General features: G+C 62.7%; 14 protein-coding genes. 9 read left to right on the top strand and 5 right to left on the bottom strand.

The window, feature by feature from the left end; all coding sequences use genetic code 11:
* Nucleotides 1–25 precede the first annotated feature (25 nt).
* Nucleotides 26–442 (top strand): hypothetical protein, encoded by a 417-nt coding sequence (locus tag ACQ4WQ_RS11995; RefSeq protein WP_436497251.1) that lies wholly within the window; start codon nucleotides 26–28, stop codon nucleotides 440–442.
* A 54-nt stretch (nucleotides 443–496) separates the two neighbouring features.
* Here the strand turns inward: ACQ4WQ_RS11995 and ACQ4WQ_RS11990 are convergent, their stop codons facing one another.
* Together ACQ4WQ_RS11990 and ACQ4WQ_RS11985 are read right to left on the bottom strand one after the other, a co-directional pair.
* On the bottom strand, nucleotides 497–2,359 hold the full coding sequence (locus ACQ4WQ_RS11990; RefSeq protein ID WP_436497249.1) for a phytase: 1,863 nt from the start codon (nucleotides 2,357–2,359) through the stop codon (nucleotides 497–499).
* Nucleotides 2,360–2,376: 17 nt separating this feature from the next.
* Nucleotides 2,377–4,902, bottom strand: coding sequence for a TonB-dependent receptor (locus ACQ4WQ_RS11985; RefSeq protein ID WP_436497247.1), 2,526 nt, complete (start codon nucleotides 4,900–4,902; stop codon nucleotides 2,377–2,379).
* A gap of 316 nt (nucleotides 4,903–5,218) precedes the next feature.
* Between ACQ4WQ_RS11985 and ACQ4WQ_RS11980 the strand changes: the two genes are divergently transcribed.
* The 6 genes from ACQ4WQ_RS11980 to ACQ4WQ_RS11955 all read left to right on the top strand — a co-directional run bounded on the left by ACQ4WQ_RS11980 (nucleotide 5,219) and on the right by ACQ4WQ_RS11955 (nucleotide 12,258).
* Complete coding sequence (locus ACQ4WQ_RS11980) at nucleotides 5,219–6,127, top strand: GGDEF domain-containing protein (RefSeq protein WP_326459651.1); 909 nt, start codon at nucleotides 5,219–5,221, stop codon at nucleotides 6,125–6,127.
* Entirely contained in the window at nucleotides 6,127–7,152 is a 1,026-nt protein-coding gene (locus ACQ4WQ_RS11975; RefSeq protein ID WP_436497244.1) for an AraC family transcriptional regulator, read from the top strand. The genes ACQ4WQ_RS11980 and ACQ4WQ_RS11975 overlap by 1 nt, the downstream gene beginning before the upstream one ends.
* 263 nt (nucleotides 7,153–7,415) lie before the next feature.
* The gene (locus tag ACQ4WQ_RS11970; RefSeq protein ID WP_326459653.1) at nucleotides 7,416–8,810 is read left to right on the top strand and encodes a class I SAM-dependent methyltransferase; all 1,395 of its coding nucleotides are present in this window, start codon (nucleotides 7,416–7,418) and stop codon (nucleotides 8,808–8,810) included.
* Nucleotides 8,811–8,812: 2 nt separating this feature from the next.
* Nucleotides 8,813–10,156, top strand: coding sequence for a sensor histidine kinase (locus tag ACQ4WQ_RS11965; protein WP_436497417.1), 1,344 nt, complete (start codon nucleotides 8,813–8,815; stop codon nucleotides 10,154–10,156).
* Between the two features lies 1 nt (nucleotide 10,157).
* Nucleotides 10,158–11,252, top strand: coding sequence for a hybrid sensor histidine kinase/response regulator (locus tag ACQ4WQ_RS11960; RefSeq protein WP_436497242.1), 1,095 nt, complete (start codon nucleotides 10,158–10,160; stop codon nucleotides 11,250–11,252).
* A complete protein-coding gene (locus tag ACQ4WQ_RS11955; protein ID WP_326459655.1) occupies nucleotides 11,245–12,258 on the top strand; it encodes a response regulator in 1,014 nt (337 codons plus the stop codon). Before ACQ4WQ_RS11960 ends, ACQ4WQ_RS11955 begins: the two co-directional genes overlap by 8 nt.
* 93 nt (nucleotides 12,259–12,351) lie before the next feature.
* Here ACQ4WQ_RS11955 and ACQ4WQ_RS11950 read toward each other — a convergent pair whose 3' ends face one another.
* Entirely contained in the window at nucleotides 12,352–12,879 is a 528-nt protein-coding gene (locus tag ACQ4WQ_RS11950) for an SRPBCC family protein (protein WP_326459656.1), read from the bottom strand.
* A 229-nt stretch (nucleotides 12,880–13,108) separates the two neighbouring features.
* Between ACQ4WQ_RS11950 and ACQ4WQ_RS11945 the strand changes: the two genes are divergently transcribed.
* Nucleotides 13,109–13,894, top strand: coding sequence for a DNA/RNA non-specific endonuclease (locus tag ACQ4WQ_RS11945; protein WP_436497239.1), 786 nt, complete (start codon nucleotides 13,109–13,111; stop codon nucleotides 13,892–13,894).
* A 20-nt stretch (nucleotides 13,895–13,914) separates the two neighbouring features.
* On the top strand, nucleotides 13,915–14,169 hold the full coding sequence (locus ACQ4WQ_RS11940) for a hypothetical protein (protein WP_436497237.1): 255 nt from the start codon (nucleotides 13,915–13,917) through the stop codon (nucleotides 14,167–14,169).
* A 53-nt stretch (nucleotides 14,170–14,222) separates the two neighbouring features.
* On the opposite strand, the gene ACQ4WQ_RS11935 is transcribed toward ACQ4WQ_RS11940, so the two are convergent.
* Together ACQ4WQ_RS11935 and ACQ4WQ_RS11930 are read right to left on the bottom strand one after the other, a co-directional pair.
* Entirely contained in the window at nucleotides 14,223–17,084 is a 2,862-nt protein-coding gene (locus ACQ4WQ_RS11935) for a TonB-dependent receptor plug domain-containing protein (protein ID WP_436497235.1), read from the bottom strand.
* A 671-nt stretch (nucleotides 17,085–17,755) separates the two neighbouring features.
* Nucleotides 17,756–20,623: a M16 family metallopeptidase gene (locus ACQ4WQ_RS11930; protein WP_436497233.1), complete on the bottom strand. Its 2,868-nt coding sequence runs from the start codon at nucleotides 20,621–20,623 to the stop codon at nucleotides 17,756–17,758.
* Nucleotides 20,624–20,687: the final 64 nt, after the last annotated feature.

The following is a 20,687-nucleotide window of genomic DNA, read 5'->3' as shown; positions in this document are numbered from 1 at the left end:
ACGCGTCTACAGGAGTAGCAGGGCAATGACTGTGTTCCGTATCGGCGACACCAATTTTGAAGTGGATGTCGCGAAATCACGCATCAGTCTGGCGCCACGTGCCGATGGCATGCGGGAAATCAATCTCAGGATCGAGGCCGACGACGAGGTGTTCATGCGGCTGACGGAAGACGACGATGCGCCCTGGTCGTGGGCGCTGTATCCGCCGTCCTTCCTTTTGCAGGGATTGCTCGTCGCGGGAACGGATGACGGACCCGTGCAGATGCTTGCCGTTGACGCCGGCAATACGGACTGCGAATCCGCGCTCTACATGATGGAATACCACGATGTGGCGGACCTGTGCCTGGTGGAACTGTCGGCGCAACGGTTGGCGCTGACGGGCAAGGTGGATTTTTTTGGCGAAAGCCTGCCCTTGGTCATCGATCTGCCGCGCGCGGCGTAGCGCCTGTCTTTCGCGCGGTGGCAAGGGCGGCCTGTGCGGGCCGCCCCTGTGTCACTAGTCCAGCTTCAACGCCTTCGCCACGTCCCCCCACGCCACATACTTGAAGTTCTGCGGGCCGTCCGGCAAGCGCTTGTAGCCGTCCTGGATCACCAGCATGCCTTGTGCATACGCGCCGCCCAGGTTGGCGGAGGTGACGTCGAGGCCATCCGTTTCCGAGGTGCCGTCTATGCCGGCGGGCAAGTTGAAGCCCACCTTGAAGCGGCCGCGCACTGTATATGGCGCTTGCGCGTCGAGCACCACGTAGCTGCTGTCGCCCTGGCTGGAGACGATCAGATAGCCGGTGTCGGGCTTGGCGCCTGGCTGGCGGTAGATGGCCATGCCTTCCACATCCGCCGTCAGGTGCGCTCCCACGGGCAAGACCATGGTGAGGGCGTCCGGCCTGGCGGCGTCGGCCGAGGTGGTCCAGATGCCGCGCGTTTCTTCGCCGAGGAACAAGCGGGCGTTGGCGTCGTCGGCCACGCAGCCTTCCGGCTGGGTGGCGACCTTGAAGCTGCGCAAGAGGGTGGCGCTGAATTTGTTGCCTTCCAGGCCGATGCTGTATTGCTGGAAGGTGCCGTCCTTGTCGTTGATGAACGCTTGCACGCCGCCGCTGGCCGGCTGGTACAAGCACATGCCGTAGATGCTTTTCAGACCGGTAGGAAAACGGCCCGCTTCCGCCACCTCGCCGCTGGCATTGATGGTAAATAACATCATGCTGTTGTCGTCGCGCTGGGTGGACACGGCCAGGTCGACCTTGCTGCCGCCCAACTGGATGTTTTGCCGCACGTCGACGTTGTTCAGGCGTCCCACTTCCAGCAGCTGCGTCTGCTTGCCTTGCAGATCATAGACCAATAGCCCCTGTTTCTTGTTGGTGCCGAGGATGCGCGCATCGGCTGGATTCCTGGACAGCCAGATGGCCGGGTCGTCGGCCGCGTCGCCCTGGCGCGCCATCGGCTCGGTCTGCGCTTGCGGGGCGATGATGGCCACCGCTGCTTGGGTTTCCGCCTTGCCACTCCATTTCATCGGCCGCGCCTGCCAACCGTTCTTGCCGCGCAGCAGCAAGGCATCCTTGTCCAGCGCCAGCTGGCTGTCGCCCTTGCGCACGTTCAAGGCGACGGTCTGGGCTGGCTGCGCCGTCCACCGGCCGTCCTGGTGGGCAAACAGGTGCAGCTTGTCCGCCTTGCCGTCGAGAACGGCCACGCCGCCCGGCAGCACGGCCAGCGCGCCGGCGCCGCCGTCCAGCTGGCCATACGGCTTGCGCAGGGCCACCACTTCGCGCTTGCCCACGCCTTCGGACTCGGCGTCATACGCCCACACGCCCATGTTGGACTCGCTCACCAGCAGGCGCTGCGCGCCATCGTCGACGCGGCAATGTTTCGCGTGCGGCGGCAGGGCCAGTTTGCGTACCAGGCTGCGCTGCTCGCCCTGCATGACCCATTGTTCGGCTTGGCCATCCTTGCCGATCAAGAACAGGTGATCGAGCTGCTGGGCGTCGCGGTACAGGCAGGACGCTTCCACGGAAAACGCCGGCACGGGAAACGGCGCCAGTTTCACGAGCTTGCCGGCCTGCACATCAACGGAGACGGGCAGCGGGCGCTGCGTGTCCGCTTCCAGGAAGACGGCCAGCACCTTGCTGCCATCGATGCGCGTGTCGAGCTGCTTGGCGCGCACGGCGATGCGGTCCTGTTCCTGGCCGGCCGCATTGAACAAGCGCAAGCCGTGCTTGTCCAAAGTCAGCCAGCCGCCGGGCAGGCGCGCCAGTTCCTCCGCTTCCTGCGTGAATGAAGGCAAAGCGTTGGACGCGACGGGGGCGGCTTGCGCCGTGCCGCTGATGCAGAAGGCAGCCAGCAAAGCGCTGCAGAGTACGGTTTTTTTCATGTTATTGAGAATCATCATCAGAAGGCGCTGGCTTTCAGGCTCACCTTGAAGGTGCGGCCATATTGTTCGTTTTGCACGTTGTATTGCTTCGTGCCCTGGTAGACATAGTATTTCTCGTTGTTCAGGTTGGCTGCCTCGAACGTCACCTGGAACTGCTTGTTGATCTGGTAGGACAGCGAGAAATCGAGCTGTTTCTGGCTGTCCACGATACGGTCCTGGCGTTGGTCGAGGATATCGCCGCCCATTTCCAGCAGGTAGGGCGACTTGTAATTGAGGGCCAGGCGGGCGCTGACGGGCCCCGTTTCATAGCCCAGCATCAGGTTCATGACCTGGTTCGACTGGCCCGGCAGACGGATGTCGCGGTTCATCTGCTGCTTGCTTGCCTTGTCGTAGCGGCCGATTTGCGCGCGCGAGGTGCTCAAGGTACCGTTGACCCCGACGAGGAACTTGTTGAAGGGCGCCGGCAGCATGCGCAGCGGCTGCATGTAAGCCAGTTCGATGCCCTTGACTTTCGCCGCGTCGCCGTTCGCATACGAGGTGGCCGTCGTGTAGCCAGCCCATGCTCCCGTGCCGGCCAGGTTGGTCGTGTACGTGAAATTCTTGATGTCCTTGTAGAAGCCGTAGGCCGACATCACGCCGTCGTTGCCCAGGACTCTTTCGATACCGAGGTCCAGGTTATTCGCTTTCAAGGGTTTCAAGTCCGGGTTGCCGATCACGGCTTCCGTGTTGCTGGCCAGGCTGATGCCGGGCGCCAGCTGGCTGAAGTTGGCGCGCACCACGGCTTGCGTCCAGGCGGCCCGCACGCTGGTTTTTTGATCGACGTCATATCGGGCTTGCAGGTTCGGCAGCCAGTTGGTGTACGAGCGTTCGCGCGTCAAAGGCGTGGCGACGCCGGCGCTGTCCACTTGCGAACCGGCGGCCTCGAAACTGGTGCGTTCGGCGCGCACGCCGCCCAGGATGTGCCAGGCGTCGAAATCATAGCTGTTTTGCACATACATGGCGTTGATGTCTTCATGCATGCGGTAATCGTTGATGACCGATTCCGTGGCCAGGCGCGCCTTGTCGCGGTCCAGGCCGGCGACCCTGGCGCGTATCAGCGCCGGGTCCAGCGCCACGCCGATGTTGCCCAGGTCGTAGTCGAGATTGTGGCCTTGCACGAAGGCGCTCATCGAGGTGGAGCCGGCGCCCCAGTAATTGCCGCTGGAAGCCTTGCTGCTGTTATACGCCCATTGATCCGTGTCATTGGTTTTTTCGCGGCGGCTGACTTTCGCGCCGAATTTCAGGGTGGCGATGTCGAACTTGCGCGCCAGGTCGATGCGCGCATGGTGCTCATTGTCCTTCGAGTAGCGCTTTTGCAGGGTGATGGCGTTGAGGGCGTAGCTGGCCGGGTCGTACAGCGAGGCGGGGCCGCTCAACAATGGTTGCTCGGTGCCATTGAAACTGATGCCGGCGAAATTGCTGATGCCGCGGAAACGGCCGTCGTTCAGCGATTCCGGCGTGTCCTCCGTGGCGCGGCTCAGGCCGCCTTTCACGTCCAGGGTCCAGTCGCCCGATTTCTGCTGCGTGCCCAGCACGAGCGAGCGCACTTGCTGCGTGTACTTGCGCTGGCGGATGCGGCGCTCGGCGCGCGCGCTGGCCGTCTCGCCTTCGGCCAGGCTGCCGCCGGCGATATTGCTGATGGTCAGGCGGTCGCGCACTTCATTGTCGGAAAATTCGCTGACGAACGAGCGCAAGAACCAGCTGTTGCCCGCTTCCGGGCGGTAGTCGAGGTTGACGGCCAGGGCGCCGCGCTTGCGCACGGGCAGGTAGTCGCGCAATTCCAGGCCCGACAATTTGCCCTTGCTCCAGGCGCCGCCCGTTTCCACGTCATCGGAGCCGAACGAGCGCTTTTCCGCGCTCAGGCCGGCGGCCACGCCCAGTTTGCCATCGAGGAAGCGCTGGGCCCACAGGGCGCCGCCGCTGGGGCTGGTCTTGCCCGTCTTTTCATCATGGCTGGCGGCCACGTTGGCCGACAGCAGCTTGCCCGGTAAGTCGAAGGCAGACAGCGATTTGACTTCGATGGTGGCGCCCAGCGAGTTGGCGTCCATTTCCGGGAGCAAGGTCTTCGAGACTTCCAGCGTGCGGATCAGGCCGGCAGGCAGGATATCGAGCGCCACGGCGCGGCGGCCCGCTTCCGGCGACGGCACCAGCGCGCCGTTGATGGTGACCGCGTTCAGGTCAGGCCCCAGACCGCGCACCGTGATGTAGCGGCCTTCGCCCTGGTCGCGCTGCACGGACACGCCAGGCAAGCGGGCCAGCGCCTCGGCTGCGTTTTTATCGGGCAAGCCGCCGATATCGTCGCTGCTGATGACGCTGATGATGTTGTCGGCTTTCTCTTGCGCGGCGATGGCGTTGCGCAGGCTGGCGCGCTGGCCGCTGACGACCACGGTGGCGGCCGGCTGGCCGTCGTCCTGTGCCTGTGCTTGGCTAGCGCCGCTGAAGACGGTCATGATGGCCAGGGACAGGGCCGTCAGGCGCAGCGGGGAGGGGAAGGAAGTGTGCATGGTTTTCATGAAGAGCTCGGTTAGGAAGGAAGGAACCGGGCGGATTCTAGGCAGCAAATATGACGGTTGCGTGACAGGCAAGGGATTGTCACCCTGAAAACAAGGGCGGGGGAACGCTTTCCGACCGGAAATTAACCGTGGTGAGCTGAAATGACCTGCCGGCGCAGGGCGCATGGGCAATGGCTTGCCGCATTTGCATCCGCCGCGTTGGTAATGATGAGCCGTTTGCACCTGCCGCACGGGCTTGGCGCATGTCATCGTGCCGTCATGGGCGGGCGCTATCGTGGCGACAGCACCACTTTTAAAGGTTCCCCACATGCTGCCGTTGCACCGTAACAGCCTGATTGCCGCCGCGCTGGCATTGCCCCTGTTCTTTTTCCTGTACGCTACACTGGGCCACGTTAAACCGTTTGCCATCTGGAAGTGGATGGATATCGTCTGCGAAGGCGGCACGGCCGTCATGGCGGGCATCTGGTTTTTGTTTACCCTCAGCAGCCGTCCACGGGGCCGGGTGACGAGCCTGATCGCCGGCGGCCTGTGCGCCATCATGCTGGGCTCCTGGGCCGATTGCCTGGACGAATTCTTTGCCGTCGACAAGAGCGCCGTGTGGGATAACTGGCTGGAAGCCCTGATTCCGTTTGGCATGCTGGTGCTGACGATCGGCATGTATTACTGGCGCCAGGAACAGTTCCGCCTGAACGAACACCTGCAAAAGCGCGAACGCCTGTTCCGCGACCACCGCGCCTTCGACCGCATCACGCAACTGGCCGACGCCAGCTACCTGCGCACGCAGATGCGCCTGGAGCAGGAACGCCGCCCCGGCTTCGATTGCGCGCTGGTCTTGCTCGACATTGACAGCTTTCACCTGATTAACCGCGAATACGGCCACCGCGAAGGCGATCGCGTGCTGCAAGCCGTGGGCCACATGCTGCTGTTGAACTTGCGCAATGACGATTTGCTGTGCCGCTATGCGGGCGACCGCTTTGCCGTGCTGATGCCGGGCGTGTCGCGCGAGGATGCGGCCGTGAGGGCGCGCCACCTGTGCGTCATGGTGGGGCAGATGCGCCACCACGCCAACGACAACCGCGAAATCCGCCTGAGTCTGCGGCATGCCTGCTCGCTCACCGATGGCGTGCCGGAAGTGGTGTTGGCCGAGCTGAGCCGGGCCGTGGAAACACCGGGCCGCAGCGCCAGTCCCAGGGCCAGCAGCGCCGCGCCCGCCTGATGCCGCTGAACCAGCAGGGCGACCCCAGCATCGCGGCCCATCACCAGCCGGCGCTGGTGCTCGATTACGCGCGCAGCCGCGACCTGGCCACGGCACCGCTGCTCAAGGGAACGGGCCTGGACGGCGGCGCGCTGCCGTCCGCGGAAAGCCAGGTCAGCGCCGCGCAATACCTGCAATTGCTGGCCAACGTGGCGCGCGGCCTCGACAGTGCCGACACCAGCTTCATGCTGGGCCAGCAGATGCTGCCGGGCCATTACGGCGCCGCCAGCCACGCCTTGCTGCAGGCGCAGAATCTGCGCCAGGCCTTGACCATCCTGTGCGACTTTCGTACCTTGCTGTGTCCGCTGCTGCAGCCCCGGCTGCGTGTCGCGGGCGACATGCACGTGCTGTACTGGGTCGATGCCTTCGGCGCACCGAGCCAGCTGCCGTTTCTGGTGGAAATGCACATGACGGCGTTGGCGGCCATGTGCCGCTGGCTGGCGGGAGAGTCTTTGCCATGGCGCTTCTGTTTCAACCGCGCGCGGCCCCGCCACGTGGAGCAGCACGAAGTGCACCTGGGCCAGGCGCTGCGTTTCGATTGCCAGGTGGACGCCATGCTCATCGATTCGAGCTGGCTCGACAAGCCCTGGCCGCGCGGCAATGCCACGGCGGCGGCGCTGGCCCTGCGCGCGGCCGCCCTGGCGCCCTTGCCGGCAGTGAGTCTGCTCGGTGCGCTGTACGACTATCTGCTGGCGAACATCCGCTGCGCGCCCACCCTGGAGCGCACGGCGCAGGAATTCGGCGTCAGTCCGGCCACACTGAAACGCCATTTGGCGCGCCATGGCACGCATTTCCAGGCCGAGCTGGACCAGGTGCGCGCGCACAAGGCGATTTATCTGTTCCAGGCGCATGGCTACGACAACGATGCTGTGGCCGCCTACCTCGGCTTTCATGATGCCACCAACTTTCGCCGCTCGTTCAAGCGCTGGACGGGGCAAACGCCGCAGTTGCTGCGTCATGCTCTGGCTCTGTTTGTTGCGGGATGATCGCCGGCGTTGCGCGCCAGCGCCACGGGCAGTTGTTCCTGAGGGAACAATTGCCCGTTCTGCTACATCCATAGTACACTCGATCAGAGAGCGAACAGACGCGCTTTGAGGCGCTCCGGCACGGCGTCACGCGACGCCGCAATACCGCCATCATGATGGCGGGCCGGCGGCAGACGACCGGTGTGCCGTGCCTTAACCCAGCCTGGAAACTGGCGTCACCAGTGTGGTGCGCCGGAAACCGGGCAACTTGATAATGCTCAATCGTGTATTCACAATCGCAGATCGATCCAGTCGTCAGTTTCCGCAACACCCAGGGTGAGGCGGTGCGTGGCACGATTTTCAACTTGCAGCGCAATTCGCTGGTCATGGAAATCTATAATCCATACTCGATTGTGCAGGTCAGCGAGGTGCTCAATGACGTGACCGTGCGCATGGGGGCGAAAAACGCCTACGTGGGCAAGGCCGTCGTCATCAGCAGCGTCAACACGGGCCTGACCGCCATCGTTTCCGTGACCCTGATCGACGAGTGGCGCGAGCTGAGCGACGTGGTCGTCGTCAAGGGCGCCGTGTTGAAAGAGTCGAGCGCCTTTGTCGCCGGCTGGGGCGAGCGCTTCCGCATCCGCCGCGACTACCAGATCGTCGTCAACGAAATGCGCGCCTTCCTGTCGGAAGTGGCGCGCTGGGTCGAGCAGGTCGACCTGTCGGACTCGCTGCCGAAGGAAAACGGCCGCCTGCGTCCCGATATCTTCGACGAGCTGGCTTTGCCGCTGATGGAGCAGACCCAGCTGTACCTGCGCCAGCTCGAGGTGGAAGCCTCGCTGGTCGAGGAAGAGCGGGCGCCGGCCCACCGCGCGTTCGCCCAGGCGGCGCTGCACCCGCTGATCCTGCGCGCCCCGTTCGTCTTCCGCACGTTTACCAAACCGCTTGGCTATGCGGGCGATTACCAGATGGTCAACCAGCTGCTGGACGATCCGCGCCAGGGCCCGAGCACGTATTTTCAGATCGTCAATGCGGCCTTCCTGCAGGCGGCCGTGGCCACGGCGCACCGCAACCGCATCGATATCCTGACGGAATTTTTGGCGCAAAAGGCGGCCGCCGCGCGCGCCGCCGGGCGGGTGTATAAAGTGCTCAACGTGGGTTGCGGCCCGGCCATCGAGGTGCAGCGTTTCCTCGACACCTGCCCCGATGCGCAATGGCTGGCCTTCGAACTGGTCGACTTCAGCAGCGAGACCCTGGACTGGACGCGCGCGCGCCTGACCACCATCATGCAGCGCACGGGGCGCGTGGTCGAGATCGACTATGTGCACGATTCCGTGCACAACCTGCTCAAGCGCCGCCACGGCTCGGGCGCCACGGGCTTGCCCGGCAGTTTCGACGCCGTGTATTGCGCCGGCCTCTTCGATTACCTGTCCGACAAGGTGTGCGCGCGCCTGCTGATGCACTTCGCTTCGCGCGTGGGCCCCGGTGGGCGTTTGCTGGTGACGAATGTGCATGCGGATAATCCGGGCAAGTTCGGCATGGAGCATTTGCTGGAATGGCATTTGATCTATCGCAATGAAGCGGGCCTGTCGGCCTTGCTGCCCGAGCATGCGACGGACCCGAAAATCTATGTCGACGCCACGGGCGTGAATGTGTTTGCGGAAGTGAGCATTCCTTGATGATGGATACCCCAGGCCTGCACGCCGGCTACACGGCGGTTTTGCGCGATTTCCGCCTGGAATTCAGCCGCGGCGGGGCCTACACGGGCATCGTGCTGATCCTGCTGGGCATGGGCCTCGATTCGGCCCTGTATCCGGACAAGCAGTCGGCGTTTACCAGCGCGCGCATCCTCGTGTCAGTGCTGATCTTTTGCGTCGTGCTGGCGATGCGCACGCGCTGGGCGCAAGACCGCATCCAGGGGCTGACTTTTGTCTGGCTGATCCTGCCGCAAATCATGATCGCCTGGATGATCGCCGTCACGGAAGGCGCCACCTCGATCTATTATGTGGGCATGACCCTGGCCATCTATTCCTCGGGTATCGTGCTGGCCTTCGGCCTGTGGCAAAATATGGTCTTCGGCGCCATTTCCTGCCTGCTGTACGTGGCTGCCTGCGCCTGGCATGCGGGCGGCTTCGACTTGCCGAGCACGTTTGTGGTCAACTGTTTGTTCCTCATCATGTCGGCCAGCATCAGCGCCGTATTTACCTATTTTAACGAACGCGCCCGCTTCATGCTGTTCCAGCTGAAGGCGGAAGTGGCGCAAAAGAACACGCAGCTGGAAGAAACGAACAAAAGCCTGGCCGATATCAAGGGGCAGATGCTGCAGCAAGAGAAAATGGCGGCCATCGGCACCCTGGCCGCAGGGATGTTGCATGAAGTGAATAATCCCGTGAATTTCTGCATGATGGCCATCGAAGTGGCCATCGAAGATCCGGCCGCCAAGCAAAGCGCGCTGGTGAGCGAATGCCTGGCCGACGCCAAGCAGGGCATGCTGCGCGTGCAGCACATCGTGTCCGATTTAAAAACCTTTGCCTACCGCAAGAGCGGCAACCAGCTGGAAACGGGCCACTTCCAGTTTCGCAGCGCGCTCGACGCGGCCATCCGCCTGGTGGGCCACGAAACGAAGAATGTCAGCATCAGCCACGACTTGCCCGTCGACACCCTGGTGCGCGGCGACGAGGCGGCCATCGTGGGCGTGCTGATCAATTTGCTGGGCAATGCCGTGCTGTCCATGCGCAAGGGCAATGCGCCGCCGTTCGAGATCCGCATCACGGCCCACTGGGACGACAACCGCCTGCGCATCAGCGTGCGCGACAACGGCCCCGGCATCGCCCCTGAAAACCTGGCGCGCGTGTTCGAGCCGTTCTTTACCACGCGCGAAGTGGGGCAGGGCCTGGGCCTGGGCCTGAGCATCAGCTATGGCGTGATCGAGCGCCACGGCGGCACCCTGAGCGCTGAAAGCGTGCTCGGCGAATGGGCCAGCATGAATTTCGACTTGCAGCGCTCCGATTGGGAGGGCCGCTAGCATGGACAACGATAGCCGCGCCAGCGTACTGTACGTGGACGACGAAGCGCTCGCCTGCAAGTATTTCGAGCGCGCCGTCGGCCAGCGCTACCGCGTGCTGACGGCGCAGAGCGTCGATGCGGCGCTGGCCTTGCTGGAAGACGAGGCTGGACACATCGACGTGCTCGTCACCGATTACCGCATGCCGGACCGCCTGGGCAGCGAATTGCTGCAGGAAGTGGCGCAGCGCTATCCGCACATCGTCTGCATGCTCGTCACCGCGTATGCGGACAAGGACGTGCTGCTTGAGCTGATCAATGGCGGCACCTTGTTCCGTTTGCTGGAAAAGCCGCTCGATCTGGCCGCCATGCAAACGGCGCTGCAGCTGGCCGTGCAGACGGGGCGCGAGCGCGCCGCGCGCCGCCAGGGCCTGGTGGCGATGGAGGAATCGCTGGCTTTTCTGGCGCATGAATTGAACACGCCGCTGGCGGCCATCGCCAATTTTGCGCGCGGCATCGCGCGCCGCGCGCAGGCGGACGCCGCAGCGCAGGCCGAGATCGGCGAAGCGGCCGCCTTGATGCACGACAATGCGCGCTATTGCCTGTCCGTGCTGGCCAGCTTTATCGACACGGTGCGCCTGGCCAGTGCCGGGCCCGGCATGCAGGGCGGACGCCGCGCCGGCAGCGCGCGCCAGCTGCTGGCCGCCTTGCTCGACAGCTATCCCTTGAGCACAGCCCAGCGCGCCGCCATCGCGGTCGAAGTGGGTGACGATTTCTCCATTGCCGAGTCGCCCAATTGCGTCGCGCTGATTTTGTCGTCCGTGCTGGCCAATGCCTTGCGTTCGTCCGGCGAGCAAGCCCATCCGGCGATCGGCATCCGCATCGATGCGGGCCGCATCTCGGTGCGCGACAATGGCGCCGGCATCGCCCCCGAGATCGTCGAACAGCTGTTGATCGACCCTGTGAGCAGCGGCGGCGAAGGCAAGGGCTGGGGCATGGTGTTTTGCCACCGCATGATGCAGTCGTTCGGCGGCAACCTCGATATCGCCACCGAGTTTGGCAGTTCTACCACGGTAACCCTGAATTTTCCAGTACATATAAGGAACGAGCATGATTGACGCCAATCTGCGTTTACCGGCTCAGCGTGAGCCGGCGCAAGGCTTGCCGACGATACTCTACGTCGATGACGAGGCCAACGCCCTCAAATACTTCCAGCGCGCCATCGCGCCGCTGGCCGAGGTACTGACGGCCACCTCGGTCGAGGAAGGCAAGCGCATCCTCGACGAGCAGGCCGACCGCATCGCCGTGCTGGTATCGGACCAGCGCATGCCTGGCGCCTACGGCAACGAGTTGCTGTCGTATGCCTGGGACCGCCATCCGCACATCGTGCGCATACTCACCACCGCGTATTCCGAGCTGGAGCACACGGTGGAAGCCGTCAACCAGGGGCAGATCCACCGCTACATCCAGAAGCCGTGGGATATCGCGGCGCTGCGCATGGAATTGAAGCAGGCGCTGGAACTGGCGCGCTTGCGCAATGAGCACGCCCAGTTGCTGCGCGAAAAGCTGATGGTGCGCCAGCGGCAAGCCGTCGCCAACCGCATCGGCACCCTGTACGCCCTGTGCGCCAGTCTGGCCGGTCCGGAACAGCAGCTGCCCGTGGAAGCGTATCTGTCGGCGGCCCTGACGGCAGGCGTCACGCCGCCCGAGCCGGACTGGCTGCTGATGGATTATGCCGACCTGGTCAGCTCGGAAGCCTTCCGCGGCACGGCCTTTGCCGCCGCCGTGCGCCAGCAGCTCGACACGCTCGAGCGCGAGCATCCGGGGCGCGGCGTGGAGCAGGCGATCGACATGCTGCTGCCCGTGTTTGGCGCGGCGCTGCAAAACCAGGGCGGCACGGCACTGTTCCTCGATGGCCGGCTGCTGACGGAATTCCTGGAAACGCCGACCACCACGCCCGTCTCGGCCACCCACTCGTTCTGGCTGGCCTGCTTGCTGTGGCTGGCGCGGCGCGGCTGGTCCTTGCAGCTAAGCAAGACGGAACTGGGTTTGCAGGGCAAGCTGGTGCAGGCGGAACCGGCGCTCACGCCCGACCACCTGGCCGCCTGGATCGAACAGTTCTGACGGCACATCCCCTTGCTGCGGATCCAGCCGCAAGGGGGAGCGCCAAATAAAACAGGGCCGCGCGGGCCCTGTTTCTGCTTGCTGCTAGCGGGCTTAGCGTTCCGCCGCCGCCTTCAGGTTGTTCAAGCCTTTTTCAAAATCCTTGCCGATCATCCGGTCCATGCTGACGAAGACCGTCATGACCTTGCTGACGTAAGGGCTGGGGCCCGTCATGGTCCAGTTCACCCTGGTGCCGTCGCCCTCTTGTGTCATGGTAAAGGTGGTGGTGTTGTGGCTTTCGAACGGCTTGAGGAAATCGAGCTTGATGACGGTGCGCTCGGGCTGGGCCGCTTCCGTGATTTCCATGCGGCCCGCGCCCACCTTGTCATTGCCTTGCCACGCATATTGCGCGCCCAGGCCATTGGCCGGGCCCGTAAACGTGCGGCGCATGGCGGGATCGAGCTTTTCCCACGGCGACCAGGCGGCCCAGTAGTGGAAATCCGTGATCAGGGCGGCGATTTTCTCGGGCGGGGCCTTGATGGTGATTTCGCGCTGGACACTGAAGGTGTCGGGCTTGGTGGTGGCATAGCCGAGGATGGCGGCGACGACGACAACGATCAGCAGCAGGGTTTTTTTGATCATATGCTCTCCAAATCTTGAATGGTCGATGCGAACGAATCAAGGCAATCTTAGCAGATATGAATGGCTGTGCGCGACCTGTTGGCCTTTATTTGCATCTGCTTTGCGCGGGGCCGCCCGCAGGCTCGCCTGCATGCCCGTTCACCGCCGCACACGCCAGGCGGGTGCAGGTTTGTGGTGAAGGCCGGCGTCCGCTAGAATGCTGGCCTGCAAAGATTTCAACTAGGGAAATATGATTCAACGATCGATCGCCAGGCTGACCCTGGCGTGCGGCGTGCTGGCTTCCGCCTTTGCCGCGAACCTGGCGCATGCCGATGCCTGTCCTGCCCATTACGTCGATGGCCGTAAGCCGGAAATCACCAACCCCAAGCTCGACGTGGCGACCAAGGAGCTGTGCTACAACGTGTTTGGCGTGATGCACTCGGGTATCACCCGCACGCCCTTGTGGTCGGCCGAGCATTTGACGGCGAACAACCTGGAAGCGGCGCAGGATTTGTCGCGTGAAAATTCCTTCCATGCCGAACGCAAGCTGCCCGCCGCCCAGCGCGCGGAGCTGGCCGATTATGTGCGCAGCGGTTTCGACCGTGGCCACATGGCGCCCAATGGCGACATGCCGGACCGCCAGAGCCAGCGCGACAGCTTTACCCTGGCCAATATGGTGCCGCAAGACTCGCGCAACAACCGCTATGTGTGGGCCGGCATCGAAGGCGCCGTGCGCAAGATGGCGAAGAAAGAGGGCGACCTGTACGTGATCACGGGGCCGGCGTTCATTGGCGGCAACCTGCGCAAGGTGGGAAGAGTCATCGTGCCCAGCCATCTGTACAAGGCCGTGTACAGCCCGCGCCAGCGCGCCGGCGCCGCCTATTTCATTGAAAATGTCGATACCAAGGCGTATGAAGTGCTGAGCATTGCGCAACTGGAAGACAGGATCGGCATCGATCTGTTACCGTCGCTGACGCGGCAGCAGAAACTGCGCATGCTGAGTTTGCCGAAGATCAATAGCAAGTCCAAGAAATAATCGCCTTGAGAGGAAATGCCATGTGCGCAAAGAAATTCGTCCCTTACGCCAATGAAAGCGATGTGCTGGAAATCGGCAGTCTGACCATCGAAAACCGCGTCGACCGCATCAGCATCAGCGGCGACATCGACCTGACCCTGGACAAGCCGGGCCTGGCCCTGGCGAAACAGCTGCAAAAACTGCTGGCCGACGTGGTGGCGCAGCTGGAAAAGCAGGCGTTGCCCGACCAGCTGCCGCCGCCCGAAGTGACGTCGGTGGCCAATCCCTTCGAATAGCGCCCAAAAAAAACGCCTCCCGCAGGAGGCGTTTGCTGTTTGCTTGCGCTTAATTAAAACGTGTAGCGCGCATTGAAGGTGAAATAACGGCCATAGGCGTTGTGCAAGCCTTCGTTGTAGCCGGCTGCCGGGTAGCCCGGGTCATACGGCGCGGCGCGGTCGAACAGATTCTGGATATTGATGCCCAGGCTCAGGTTCTTGAAGCCGGTGTATGTATAGCCGAGGCCCACGGTGGTCCAGCTGGCCACTTTGCAGTCCGGGAAGGCCGCTTCGTAGCCAGGGATCGTGGTATTGCGATCCGGCGCCGCATCGGTCGCCTTCTTCGTGCCGTAGGAGCAGAAAGGCTGGTCGTAGATCTCGGCGCCGTCGCGGTTGCGCTTGAGCGATACGCTGCCAACGAAGTTCAGCGAGGCGTTCACGCTATGGTCGCCACGCGTCCAGTTGGTGGTCAGCGAAGCCTTGACCTTCGGCATGTCGGTGCCGGTGGACAATTGCCAATCGTACAGACCTGGGCGCGTGCCGGTCACATTGCTGACCGTATCGCCTTCGTGCTGCTCCAGCTTGTAGCTGTAGACGTAGGTGCCGCGCAAGGCGGTGCTGAGCGAACCCCATTCGCCGAGCTTGTTACGCAGGCGCGCTTCAAAGTCCACGCCGCGCATTTCGGTCGACCCCTGGTTGGACCATGGCGTCTTGACCGACAGCAAAGTGCCGGTACCCGGGATCGGATTGCCACTGGCATCGGTGAGGAAGCTGCTCGGGTTCTGGTCGCGCACGACGTTTTGCGGTTCGCGGTCTTCGTTCTTCAGCGCTTCGCTGGCCGTGCCCAGTGCCACTTCCTTTTCCTTGCGCACGCGGTACACGTCGACGACCAGGTCGATGTCGGAGGTGGGCGAGTAGATCAGGCCCAGCGAGTAGCTTTTCGACGTTTCCGGCTTCAAGTCCGGATTGGCGCCGCCGACGCCGGAAATCGATTTGCTGCAGTCGGCCGTCACGCCGCCCGGACGCGGGGTGCTTTCATCTTCCTGGCAGCGTTTCGGATCCCACACGCCGGACAGGAAGAATTGCGCGCCGCCTGGCGTCACTTGCGACAGCGCCGGAGCGCGGAAGCCTTCGGCATACGTGCCGCGGAAGGCCAGCGTATCGGTGGCCGTCCACTTGGCGCCCACTTTCGGCACGAAGTTGGTCTTGATGCCAGGATATTTGTCGACCCGGCCGGCAAAATCCATCTCGAAACTCCTGGTGAACGGCGTGCGCAGCTCGACGAAGGCCGACTTGACGTCGCGCTGGCCGTCGATGATGGTGTTGGCCGTGCCGTAGATCTGGCCGGCGGCGACCAACGGGTCAGGATCGATGCGGATTTTTTCACGGCGCAGCTCGAAACCGACGGCCAGGCCCACGGCCCCGCCGCCCAGCTTGCCGAATTCCGTGCTGGCCTTGCCATCGAGCTGGAAGATTTCCGCCACGCCCGTGCTCTGCGTATCGTAGCCGATGGTGGGGTCGGCGGCCAGCTGTGCCAGCGAGGTGCCGGTATTGAGCTTGCGCAAGGTGGGCAGGTACAGGCGGCCATATTGCGTTTCATCGCGCTTCGAGCGGTTCCATAGCAGGCCCGTATCCCAGCTCCAGCCGAAGTGGTCGCCTTGCAGGCCCGTCAGCAGGCGCGTGTTCTGGTTGACCGTTTCCGAGCCGCCGCGCAGGTTTTCAAAGCGGTAGGCGACCGATGCGCGGGCATTTGTCAGCGGGTTGTCCGGATGGCCAATCGGCAGGATGACCTGGAAGGGATCGGCCAGACCCGTTGCCATGTAGTTGGTGACGGAGGTCGTGCCGATGGTGGCCGGCGACCCCGTGTACGAGCGCGCGGAGCGCGTGTAAGCCGCTTCGGCATAGCCGGTGACGGCATTGCTGAGCTTCAAGGTGCCGCGGCTCAGCACGCTGGCATCGCGGCCGTCGCCCTGGCCTTCGAGGAATTGATCGGCGTCATAGTTACAGAACGTACGGCCGATCAGCACGCTCGTTGGCAGCAGGCCATCCTTGACCCCGCCCGTGATCTGTTGCGACGCATCGCAGCCGAGGTTGAACGTCAGGCGCTGCGGGGCGGTTGCCTGGGTGACGCCGAAGTTGCGTGAACCTGGCGCCGATTCGCGGTACACCGCCGCATACTTCGAGATGGAACTCGAGTAGTTGGAGCGGAAGCGGCCGTTCAAGTCCTGGTAGGTCGAGTAGGCGATGTCCTTGACGTCGCGGCGCGCCACGCGGTCGCGTTGCGAGAAGTCGGCGGCGACGAAGACGTTGTAGCCATCGGCGTCCAGGTCGCCCGTGCCGAAGAAGCCATTGACGTTCTTGCGGCGGAACAATCCATCGTCGTTGGCGCCCGCGTTGCCGGCGATTTGCGCGCCGCGGTAGTTCGATTTGGTGATGAAGTTGATGACGCCGCCGATGGCGTCCGAACCGTAGACGGCCGAGGCGCCATCCTTGAGGATTTCGACGCGGTCCAGGGCGGACAGCGGGATGCTGTTCAAGTCATACAGCGTGGAGTTGCCGTTGTTCGGGTCGGCATACGCCGATGGCGTCATGCGCCGGCCGTTCAGCAGGATCAGGGTGGAGCTCGATCCCAGGCCGCGCAGCGAGGCGGTGGCGACGCCTCTGGCAAAGCCCGTGCCGCTGCCCTGGTCCTGGTTGGTGTCCGTGCCCATGGATGGCACCAGTTTCATCAGTTCGGCAACGGTCGATGCGCCGCTGTCCTTGATGTCCTTGGCGGTGATTACATCGACAGGGGAGGTGCCCTCCTTGTCGGCGCGTTTCAGGTTGGACCCGGTAATGAGGATTTTCTGCAGCGCCGGCTCCTGCGGCGCCAGTTGCGCGTAGACCAGCTGCGAGGAAGACAAGGTGAGTGCGACAGCGATAACGCTTTGTTTCAAGACTATTTTTTTAAGCAAAATATTCTCCATCGAATTTCAACTACTGAACACATGGCCGACCATCGTTGTGCGATGTGCGGCTTTCCCGGTCTAGTGGATCGCTTCAGCGATTTTTATTGCAGAACCGTATAAACAGTTTTGCCTAGACCTTTATAAAAACATTTTCATAAAAAGTGCGCCATGCCTTTTTGCAACATTGTCACGCTGACACAACAGTTTATATAGAATATTTTCGCGCTTACATATTTAATTAAAATATGCTGCCATTGAAAGGAATGTGTGTTAATGGCTAGATGTAAAGTGCTAAATATACAATATTTAAAATGCATAAAAATATTCTTAAGTCATTGTTTTATATGATATAAATTGCTGACTGGCTCCGCCTTGCTGCAACTGCCTGCTCTTGCTGTCTATCAGGGCGTGTTTTCGGGATTTATATTTGTAATATCCATATGCGCCGTGGTATTTAGCCGGTGCGATGAGTATCGATAATGGTGCATGGCGCCATTTAATGGGGCGAGATAATCGCCGCGGCTTTTCGGATGCCTTATTTCAGTGCATAAAAAAAGCCGCCAGCATAATGCTGGCGGCCATTCTTGCAATTACTTGGTGCGTCTGTTTTTAATTGGTGCGCTTATGGATGCCCCTTGCTGGTGCGCCTGTTGGCGCCTTCACTTCGCGAACGCCTGCGCCGCCGGCGTCACGGTGACGGCCGCCGGCTGGATGTTCAGCTTCATGGCGCCGATGACCTTGTCTTCATCGAGCAGCGCCTGCGGCTTGTTGCCGTCGTACTTGATGGGAGAAAACGCGTCGCTGACGAGCTTTTCCTTCAAGCCGGCCGCATCCTTGGCGACGATCACCACGGACAGGTTCTTCGCCGACAGATGCTGTTTGATGGCGCAATTGACGTCTTGTAGCGTCAGTTTCGACAAGCCGTCACGCATCAGCTTGGTAAATTCTGGCGTGCCATACCACTGCGAATCGAGCGCATAGCCCAGCTGCTGGTCCTGCGTCGACGTCATGACGAAGACGTTCTTCATCAGGTAGTCGCGCGTGGTGGCGAAATCGTCTTGCGTCAGGCCGTTGTCGATGAGCTTGCCCAATTCCGTCAGGGCCACGCGCAGGGCGAAATGCGCGTTCTCCGGCGCCACGGGGCGGATCCAGATTTCGAACAGCTGCGCCTTGCGGCCCAGGTTCGGGTTCGGGAAGAACTGATACATGCCGCGCGGGAAGGCTTCGATGTACGCGTAATCGCCGTAGTTCATGCCGCGAATCTCACGGATGCGCTGGTACAGATAGGAATTCGAGGCGCGGTGCTCGCCCAGCCAGGTTTTCGCCAGCCACAGCGCGGGGAAGTCCGGGTGCGTGCGGGTCACGTCCAGCGGCAGGCCGAAGGAAATGGCCGTGGCGCGCGTGTTTTTCTCGAGGATTTCCACTTCCAGGCCCTGCGCCTTGCGGCCCACGGGTTTCACGGTGGTCGGCAAGCCGGGGCCGGCCGGCAAGCTTGCCAGCGCCTGCGTCAGCGAGGCCGTCATGGCGTCGGACACGTCGCCGGAAAGGCCCACCTTGACGGCGCCTTGCGCATACGCGCTCTTCCAGAACTGTTTGACGTCGTCGAGCGTGATGGCGTCGATGCCGGCGACCGTGCCCAGCACGGGGTGGCCGTACGGCGTACCCGCGTAGACGTTGGTTTGCAGGCGCTCCTTGGCGAATTCCTCTTCGTTATTGTCCTTCAGGTCCAGCAGCAGCGCATTCTTTTGCGCATCCTTCAGGCGGCGGAAATCGTCTTCGCGGAAGCCGGGCGAGAGCAGCAGGGGCAGGGCGATGGCGTTGAACTGCGTCCAGTTATCCTTGTGAATGGAACCCGTAAACGTCGTCATTTCCTTGTCCGTCTGCTGCGAAAAGCTGCCGGCGAGCGGGAACAGGGCCTGGTTGACTTCGTCGATCTTGCGCTCGGATGAGCCGCCCGACGCCACCATGGCGGCCGTCAGCGCGGCCAGGCCTTCCTTGCCTTGCGGGTCTTGCGCGGAGCCGGCCATAAACAGCAGCTTGTAGCGGATCTGCGGCAGCGCGGACTTTTGCACCAGCACGTCGAACTTCGCGTTCGTGGCGGCCGGCAGCAGGCTGGCCAGCTTCGGCGTCGTGGCGATGGCGGCCGCCATCGGCTGGTGCGACAAGGTGGTCACCACCAGGCCGTCGTCCGTCAGGTATTTGCGCGCGGCGGCCTGCAGGTCGGCCGGCGTGAGCGTGTCGATCAGGCGGTAGTACTGGTTGATGGTGGCATACGAGCGGTCGAAGTGCACGAAGGAGGCAAGGGTACCGGCGATCTGCTCCGTGTTGTCGAGCGAGCGGATCAAGCCGTATTTTTCCGCCGACTTGGCGTCCGCCAGGTCCTTTTCGCTCACCGGCGTGTCGCGCAGCTGCGCCACGGTGGCCAATATCGCGTCGCGCACGTAGACGGCGTCATCGATGTTTTTCACGCGCGCGCCCAGCACGGCCAGCGTCGGATCGACGCGGTCCGGCGTCATCTCGAACAATTGATCGACCTTCTGTTCGTTCTGCACCAGGCGTTTATACAGGGGCGAGGTACGGCCGAACGACAGCGACAGCAAGGTCGCCAGCGCCGCCTGGTCCTTGTCTTTCACGGAAAACGCGGGCGCGTGGAAGCCCACGGCCACCCACGGCAGGGTCGGCGTGGGCCAAGCCACGTGCTTGTAGACGGGGCCATGCGGCGCGGGTTCCACGGGCACGGCCGCCTGCTGCTTGCCGCGCTGCCAGCCACTCCAGTATTTTTCCACCAGCGCGATGGCTTGCTGCGGCTCCACGTCGCCGGCGATGATGATGGTGGTGCGCTCGGGGCGGTACCAGCGGTCGAAGAACAGTTTCGAATACGCGTACTGGTTCGGCATGTCTTCGATGTCCTGAATAAAACCCATCGTCGTATGCTTGTAGGTATGCGTCGTGTAGGCGCTGTCGCGCATCACTTCGAACAGTTTCGACACGGGATTGGCGCTGTTCTTGTTGTATTCGCCCAGCACGGCCCGCGATTCCGTCTTGAACGCGTCTTCCGCATAGTCGAGGTGCTGGAAGCGGTCCGCCTCCACCTTCAGCACGGTTTCCAGGTCCTGCTTGGCAAACGTCGTGTGGTAATTGGTCAGGTCGTCGCTCGTATAGGCATTTTGGCGCGCGCCGGCGCGGGTGATGACTTCCTGGTATTTCTCGGGCGGATACGCCTTGGTGCCGCGGAACATCATGTGCTCGAAGAAGTGGGCAAAACCGGACTTGCCCGGCTCGACTTCATTGCGCGAACCCGTCTGCACGGGAATCTGCAAGGAGACCAGGTTCGGGAAGCCGGTCGGCACGATGATGATTTTTAAACCGTTGGCCAGGGTCTTTTCCGTGGCCTTGAACGGCAGCAGATCGGCCTTGCCTGCGACGGCGGCGGTGCTGGCGGCGGCCGGCTTGACGGGCGCGGCGCCCAGGTTCGAGGCAGCCATGGCCGACAGGGCCAGGGCGAAAGCGGGTAATAAAGCGGGCATGATTCTTGACACGAGGGCTCCTTCTTTTTTGGATGTTATGAAAGTGCAACGCCGCAGCATAGAA

The organism is Janthinobacterium goodfellowi, from assembly GCF_051380695.1.
Taxonomy (GTDB): domain Bacteria; phylum Pseudomonadota; class Gammaproteobacteria; order Burkholderiales; family Burkholderiaceae_D; genus Janthinobacterium.
This window is presented reverse-complemented; position numbering and strand designations above follow the sequence as displayed.